The sequence below is a fragment of the Actinomadura meyerae genome (assembly GCF_900188445.1).
Lineage (GTDB): Bacteria > Actinomycetota > Actinomycetes > Streptosporangiales > Streptosporangiaceae > Spirillospora > Spirillospora meyerae.
In genome coordinates this window covers 40,101-47,637 of the sequence record NZ_FZOR01000054.1, presented here as the reverse complement: position 1 = coordinate 47,637, position 7,537 = coordinate 40,101, and the positions used below count along the sequence as shown (strand labels likewise).

At 67.5% G+C, this 7,537-nt stretch carries 7 protein-coding genes; 1 reads left to right on the top strand and 6 read right to left on the bottom strand.

The window, feature by feature from the left end; genetic code table 11:
* The first annotated feature begins 516 nt into the window (after positions 1–516).
* Positions 517–1,269 (top strand): hypothetical protein, encoded by a 753-nt coding sequence (locus CHF16_RS39855; protein WP_143228246.1) that lies wholly within the window; start codon positions 517–519, stop codon positions 1,267–1,269.
* A gap of 133 nt (positions 1,270–1,402) precedes the next feature.
* Here CHF16_RS39855 and mca read toward each other — a convergent pair whose 3' ends face one another.
* The 6 genes from mca to CHF16_RS35415 form a co-directional block, all read right to left on the bottom strand.
* On the bottom strand, positions 1,403–2,242 hold the full coding sequence (gene mca / locus CHF16_RS35440; RefSeq protein ID WP_089330552.1) for a mycothiol conjugate amidase Mca: 840 nt from the start codon (positions 2,240–2,242) through the stop codon (positions 1,403–1,405).
* A 35-nt stretch (positions 2,243–2,277) separates the two neighbouring features.
* Positions 2,278–3,147 carry an alpha/beta hydrolase fold domain-containing protein gene (locus CHF16_RS35435; RefSeq protein ID WP_245869732.1) on the bottom strand — a complete coding sequence of 290 codons (870 nt, stop codon included), beginning with the start codon at positions 3,145–3,147 and terminating at the stop codon, positions 2,278–2,280.
* Between the two features lie 183 nt (positions 3,148–3,330).
* Complete coding sequence (locus CHF16_RS35430; RefSeq protein ID WP_089330550.1) at positions 3,331–4,227, bottom strand: ROK family protein; 897 nt, start codon at positions 4,225–4,227, stop codon at positions 3,331–3,333.
* Positions 4,224–5,177: a carbohydrate ABC transporter permease gene (locus CHF16_RS35425; protein ID WP_245869731.1), complete on the bottom strand. Its 954-nt coding sequence runs from the start codon at positions 5,175–5,177 to the stop codon at positions 4,224–4,226. Before CHF16_RS35425 ends, CHF16_RS35430 begins: the two co-directional genes overlap by 4 nt.
* Positions 5,174–6,118 (bottom strand): carbohydrate ABC transporter permease, encoded by a 945-nt coding sequence (locus CHF16_RS35420; protein WP_245869730.1) that lies wholly within the window; start codon positions 6,116–6,118, stop codon positions 5,174–5,176. Before CHF16_RS35420 ends, CHF16_RS35425 begins: the two co-directional genes overlap by 4 nt.
* Positions 6,119–7,366 (bottom strand): extracellular solute-binding protein, encoded by a 1,248-nt coding sequence (locus CHF16_RS35415; protein WP_089330549.1) that lies wholly within the window; start codon positions 7,364–7,366, stop codon positions 6,119–6,121. It lies immediately after the preceding gene.
* Positions 7,367–7,537 lie beyond the last annotated feature (171 nt).

Here is a 7,537-nt window from a genome sequence, read left to right as displayed (position 1 = left end):
GAGGCTTCAATCGCTTTCACGAACTCCACATGGACCTGCGACGCCTGTGGATATGTGGATAACACCCTGACGGTCAGGCTAATTTAACGGCATTGTTCCATGGTGGACGCGGCATCGGGGTCGACCGCAATCAGACTCATGCATCCATGATATCCGTCCGGATGCCGCTTCGTGCTCTCGAACTGGAATTCGACCATGATTCTTTGAAGGAATTCGTGATCATCGTCGAGCGTTTCGCAAATGCCTCATCTCGGGCATTCGGATTGCCGTGTGGTTCCTTTTTGGGGTGGGGGCGGCGCGTCGGGCAGAGGGCAGGCGGAGCCTGCCCGACGAAAGCTGCACTCAGGGGCCGCAGAGGCTCCAAAGTCAAGGGTGGGACGGAGTCCCATCGCGAAGCGACGCCGAAGGCGCCCTTGACTTTGGAGGGGCGGCCCCGTACGCAGCGCCGCCCCCACCACAATTCCACGAACATCGATCATGCTATGGCGTACGATCCGATGGACCATGCGGCGAACGATGGCGCTGGTGGTGCAGTTTGCAAAGGAAGATGGTGATCTCAGAGTGGCAGTGACGCCTCGCTCGGTCGGCCTTCAGGGGATGGGTGTCGCGACGGCCGTGACCTGCGCGGTCATGGGGACGGTGACGGCTTGCTCCAGTGACGAAGCAGAAGGCCGACCTACGCGGGCGGCGTCGCCGTCGAGGCCGCCGTCGGGGCCGCCGAGTTGGCCCACGAAGCGGGCGTGGACTCCCGACGCGCATGTCGACGAAGCGGCCTGCCGGAGAAAGAAGCCTGCTCCGTGGCGGAAGTCGAGTGACCCTTATGCCGGGGCGGGGCCGCACTACGTCCACCCGATCAGGGTTCAGATGGACCCCGCCGCACCGGAGCACGCCATGGACAGCAAGGATCTGTCCACGATGCCTGATGACATGCAGCTGCCTCAGGAACGGATTCCGGACGCCTGGCAGCTCATCGCGTGCATCTACAGCGGCCACCCGACTCGCCGGGCCGGCACGGTGAAGTGCTATTTCAACAACGTGAAGAAGTCGAAGACGTTCCCGTTCTATGAGTCACGTTACGAGGTGATCGTGCGGGAGGCGCGGACCGGCAAGAAGGTGACCACGGTCAGTGTTCCTGGGACCAAGAGTCGCAACGGCAACTGCCCGAGTTTCGTCGTGGACGCGAAGGACACCATCATCTTGAAGCCGATGGACGGCCGTGCCCTCGGCGAGAAGCTCCGGCCCGTCTTTCGTGCCGTGAAGAAACCCTGATGCGCGCTGTGAAGAAACCCCTGATGCGCGCTGTAAAGAAACCCCTGATACGCGCCGTGAAGACGCCCTGATACGCGCCGTGAAGACACCCTGATAAGGACCGCGGCGCGGGCATCCGGACGGCATCGCCTTCTCAAGCCGGTCCCACTCCGGCGAACAGGTCGTCCTCGGGCAGCGACACCTCCACGTGGGATCGTGCCAGGTGGTAGTCCTCAGTAGGCCACACATCGCGTTCTGTATCGCGGTCGTGGAGCATGAATCCGGCGTTGGGGGCGACCTGCGTGGCGTGTGCCAGCAGCGCCCGGTCCCGCACCGGGAAGTACTCCGCGCAGGGCACCCTGGTGGTGAACTCCGGCGCGGGTGTGTCCTCGCCGAACTCGGACAACACCTCCTCCATACCGGACGGGATGCCGCGTGCCGTCATGCCGTCGTGCAACGCCTGGAACCATGCCTTCGACAGGGCGCCCTGGTAGTAGAGCTTGAGCGGCTGCCAAGGCCGTCCCGTCCCGGGGAACCTGTCGGGGATGCCCGCCGCCTCGAAGGCCGCGACGGTCACCTCGTGCGTTCTGATGTGGTCGGGGTGCGGGTAGCCGCCGGTCTCGTCATAGGTGATCACCACGTGCGGCCGGAACTCGCGGATCACCGCCACGAGGGCTTCGGTCGGCTCCTCCAGCGGTACGGCGGCGAAACAGCCGTCCGGCAGCGGCTCGCCGGCGGCGGGTAGTCCGGAGTCGACGAAGCCCAGGAACCGCTGCCGGACGCCGAGGATCTCTCGGGCTGCGGCCATCTCGGCGCGGCGGATCCGGGGGAGGTTCTCGCGCACGTCGGCCCTGTCCATGGCGGGGTTGAGCACGTCGCCGCGTTCGCCGCCCGTGCAGGTCACCACCAGCACGTCCACCCCCTCGGCGGCGTACTTGGCCAGCGTCGCGGCGCCCTTGTTCGACTCGTCGTCGGGATGGGCGTGGACGCTCATCAGGCGCAATGGCTGTGCTCGGATGACGCGAATGTTCACGCGCGCCTCCTTTCCGTCCAGTCCGCCAGGCGGCGGAGGAACGTGGTCGTGATGGGCGGCGGTGCGTCGGTGAGCAGCGCCAGGTGGAAGACGTGGGGCAGGCCCTCGTAGACGTCGAGTTCGACGGTCGTGCCCGCCGCGTCGGCCGCGGCGGCGAGCCGCCGGGCGTCGTCGACGAGGACTTCGGCCGAACCCGCCACCACCAGCAGATCGGGGAGGTCCGCCAGGTCTCCGTGCAGGGGCGACTGTGGCGGCTGGTCGGGCTGTGCTCCTGCCAGATATCCGGCGCGGACGTGCTCCAGCACGTCCTTGCTGATCAGGTCTCGGCCGTTGTTCGCGGTCAGCGACGGGCTGGACAGGGTGAGGTCGGTGAGCGGCGAGACCACGACCGCCGTCGCGGGCAGCGGGACGCCGATCTCCTTGAGTGCGAGCAGGGCCGACAGGACGAGGGTGCCGCCGGCCGACTCGCCGAACAACGTGATCCGGGACGCGGGGACACCCTGGTCGATCAGGCTCCCGTAGACGGCGGTCACGTCGTCCAAGGCCGCTGGGTACGGGTGTTCTGGGACGAGCCGGTAGTCCACGCCGAACACCGGACGGTCCATCGCCCTGGACAACCGGTACGCGAGTGCTCGTTCCGCTTTCGGATCGGTGTGCGCGAAGCCGCCGCCGTGCAGGTAGAGCGCTACTCCCGCCTCAGCCGCCGTCCGGGACGAGGCGTTCACCCACTGGCCCGGAACCCCGCCGGTCCGGGGGAGTGCGGGCGCCAGGTCGATGTCTCCGGGCGGCTCCGGTAGCCCGTCCGCCAGAAGGCGCAGGCGCCGCCTGATCTCCTCGATCTCCGCGGCGCCGCACTGGATGTCCACGCATGTCTCCTCTCCGCCGAGGAGAAACATAGGTTGAACCTAAATATGTGTCAAGCATGATTTGCAGCCACGCCGCCGCCCTACGACGGACGTGAGTGATGGCGCGGCATAGCTCGATGCCTGGCGGCCTGGCGGCCTGGCGGCCTGGCGGCCCGGCGGCCGGTGGCTCTGTGCGGGGGTGCGTTACTTCTTCGGCGGGGACGGCTTCAGGAGACGGGCGGCGAGGATCGTCGCGCCCCTTACCGCGGCCTGGTCGTCCAGCTCCGAAAGGGTCAGGCGGGGCGCGTCGCGGAAGGTCAGGCGGTCCGCCAAGCGGGTGGTCAAGGGGTTCAGGAGCGACTCCCCGGCTTTGGCCAGGCCGCCGCCGATGACGATGAGGGACGGGTCCAAGAGGAGCGTTGTCGCCGCCAGGCCGTCCGCGAGGCAGTCGAGTGCTTCCGACCAGACCTCGGCGGCCTTTTCGTCGTTCCGCCTGGCGCGGGCTATCACTTCCTCCGCCGGGACGGAGGCGCCGTAGCGGCGGGAGATGGCGGCGGCCGAGGCGTATCTCTCCAGGCATCCTCTGTTGCCGCACCCGCAGGCTGCGCCGTCCGGGCGGACGACCACGTGGCCTATCTCGCCGCTCCAGCCGACGGTGCCGGGGTAGGGCGTGCCGTTCAGGATCAGGGCGGCGGCTATTCCGGTGCCGATGGCCATGAAGACGAAGTCGCCCGCGTCGCGTCCCGCGCCCAGCACCGATTCGGCGAGGCCGCCCGTCCGGACGTCGTGGCCGATGGCGACGGGAATGGCGAGCCGTTCACGCGCCAGTTCGAGCATGGGGACGTCGCGCCAGCCGAGGTTCGCGGAACGGACGGCCGTGCCCGTCGATTCGTCCACGATGCCGGGCAGTGCTATTCCGGCGGCCTGCGCCGGGGAACCCAGTGCGGTCGCGCGGGACGCGAGGTGGGCGGCGAAGTCGAGAATGCCGCCCACCGGGTCCTCGCGGTCGGTGGGCCATGACTCGGTGAGCAGGATTTCGGAGTCCTGGGTGAGGGCGGCCTTCATGGAGGTGCCGCCCACGTCCAGGCCGATCAGGCTCACTTGATGGAGCCCGCGGTCAGGCCGCCGATCAGATACCGCTCGACGAAGATGAACAGGATGACGACCGGGATGATCGCGATCAGGGACGCGGCGAAAAGGTACTGCCAGTGCGCCTGGTACTGGGTGACGAAGGACGGGATTCCGACCGTCAGCGGGCGGCGGTCCGGGGACGCGGTGACGGTCAGGGCGACGATGTACTCGTTCCACGCCGCGATGAACGTGTAGACGACGGCGGTGACCACTCCCGGCATGGAAATGGGGAGGGTGACGCGGGTGAGGGCGCCCATGCGGCCCGCGCCGTCCAGGAAGGCTGCCTCTTCCAGCTCCTTCGGGATGCTGGAGAAGTAGCCGTGCAGGATCCAGACGCAGAACGGCAGGTTGAACGCCGCGTTCACCAGGATGAGCGACATCAGGGTGTCGGTCAGGTTCAGCGCGACCATTTCCCGGTAGATGCCGATGACGAGCGCGGTCGGCGCGAACATCTGCGTGACCAGGACGAGCAGCAGGAACGCCCCGCGCCCCCGGAAGCGGTTGCGGGCCGTGTAGTACGCGGCCGGCAGCGCGCAGGCGAGGGTCACCAGGGTGGCGGCGGCCGCGACGGTGAGGGAGACCCGCAGGTACGTCCAGACGGGGGCGGCCGACCAGACGTCGACGAAGTTCGACCACGTCCACTGGGAGGGCAGGTAGGTGCCCGGGGACTCCGTCAGCTCGCGCTCGGGCTTGAGCGCGGTGAAGAACATCTGCAGGTACGGCACCAGGAAGGCCAGTGCCACCAGCCAGCCGACGCCCGCGAGGATGACCTTTCGCGTTCGGCGGGAGGCGCGGACGGCCGCGCCCTCCGACGCGTCACCCGACGCCCCCTCGGCCCCCTCCTCGCGCGCACTGCTCTTGCGCATGGGCGCGGGGTCCTCGGGCAGAGCGCCCTCTTCCTCCGCGGCACGGCCGGTCATCGGATCTCCTCACGCCAGCGGGCGGCCCGCAGGTACAGCAGCACCATCACCAGGATCAGGACGAAGTTGACGACCGCCATCGCGCCGGACTCGCCGACGTTCTGGTCGTAGAAGGCGAGTTTGTACATGAACGTGGTGGTGGTGTCGGTCTTGTGGCCGGGCCCGCCGCCGGTCATCGCCCAGATGATCGGGAAGCTGTTGAAGACGTTGATCACGTTGATGATCGAGGCGATGAGGACGGCCGGGCGCAGCAGCGGGAGGGTGATCCCGAAGTAGGTGCGGAGGTGGCCGGCGCCGTCGACGCGGGCGGCCTCGTACACGTCCGACGGGATGGTCTGCAGCCCGGCGAGGATGACGAACGACGTGAACGGCAGCGACACGAACACCGCGACCCACATCATCCACAGCATCGCCTGGGTCGGGTGGGCCAGCCAGTTCACCGGCTCGTCGATCACGTGCAGGTCGAGCAGGACGCGGTTCACGATGCCGGAGTAGTTGTCCAGCATCCACTTCCAAATCAGCGCCGTCATCAGCACCGACGCCGCCCACGGGACGATGACGGCCCAGCGGACGACGCGGCGGCCCGGGAAGCGGGCGTTCAGCAGCTGGCCGAGCGCGAGGGACAGCACCATCGTGACGACCACGACGCCGGCGACCCACAGCAGCGTCCGCAGCACGACGGGGATCAGGTCGTCCTCGCCGAACAGGTCGGTGTAGTTGCCGCCGCCCCGGTAGCCGAGCGTGACGCCGGACGAGCTGATCTTCTGCAGCGACGTCCGGACCATCTCGATCACCGGCCACAGCACGACGACCGCGATGAGGACGAGCGCCGGGCCGAGCCACAGCAGCGGGGTCAGCGCGCGTCCGGTCCGCCGGAGGAGGGAGGGGCGGGGGGCCGGGGAGGTGACGGCCCCCCGCTCCTTGGCCGTGGCGTCCTGCACTCAGCCGGCCTTCTCGGCGGTTTCCTGGATCTTCTCCAGGACCTTCTTCGGGTCCTCGTTCGCGACGGCGGTGCCGAGGTCCTGCTTCACCGCGCCGGCGACCGCCGACCACGCCGGGTTGGACGTGGGGGCGAACTTGGAGCTGGGCAGCGCGTCCACGAACTGCTTCATGTACGGGTCGGCGCTGAGCGCGTCACCGGCCGACTTCGTCACCGGGAGGAAGCCCTCGGTGGTGAGGAACTTCGAGGTGTTCTCCTTCTGGTAGAAGAAGTCGAGGAACTTCTTGATGGCCTCCTTGTTCTTGCCGTCGTCCTTCTTGAACGCGGCGAGGACGTCCATCACGCCGAGCGTGTTGTGCTCGGAGCCGCTCTTGCTCGGCAGCGGCGCGACGCCGAAGTTCAGGTCCTTGTTCACCGGGTCGATGAATCCGGCCTTGGTGAACGGCCCGCCGATGGCCATGCCGACCTTGCCCTGCGCGAACTGGTTGAACACCGTCTTGCGGTCGGTGGTCTCGGGGTTCGGCTGGGTCAGCCCGGACTTGTTGAGGTCCTTGAGGAAGGCGAGGGTGTCGATGTTGGCCTGCTGGTCGATCGCCCATTTCCCGGACGAGTCGACCCAGCCGCCGCCGTTGTTCATCGCCCACGAGTAGAACTCGGCCTGCGACTCCTCGGGGCCGAGCGGCAGCCCGTAGCCGATCGCGCCGGCCTTCTTCACCTTCTCCGCGCCGGCCTTCACCTCGTCCCAGGTGGCGGGCGGGTCGGTGATGCCGGCCTTCTTGAACAGGTCCTTGTTGTAGAAGAGCAGGCGGGCGCTGGAGATGAACGGCAGGCCGTACTGGGTGCCGTTGTACTGGGCCTGCTCGACGAAGGTGGGCGTGAAGTCGCCGAGCGTCGCGGGCGACAGCACCTCGGACGCCTTGTAGATGAGGCCGTCGCGGGCGAAGTCGGAGAACGCGTTGTAGTTCAGGATGTCGGGGACCTGCTTGGTCTGGACGTAGGTCTTGACCTTGGCGTCCATCTGGGTCCAGTCGACCATCTCCAGGTTGACCTTGTACCCCGAGTTCTTGGCCTCGAAGTCCTTGATCAGTGCGTCCCAGTAGGGCTTGGTGTTGTCGTCGTAGATCGCGGCGACGAACTTGATGGTCTTGCCGTCGGAGTCTCCGCCCGACGAGCTGCCCTTGCCGCATCCGCTGACGCCGAGCGCGACGGTCAGGCCCGCCGCGACGACGCCCATGAGGTGCCGTTTCATCTGTCCTCGCCTCTCCGGCTTTCGCGCGTGCAAAATAGTGCTCGATGGGATGGCCCAGCGAGCACAATCGCGCGTGGTGGGGTCGAAGATAAACACCGGTCCGTACCAGTTCAAGAGGCGCATTACTCACGAGTCTCAACCGTTACGCGGCCCCGGAGCCGCGCGGAGTGG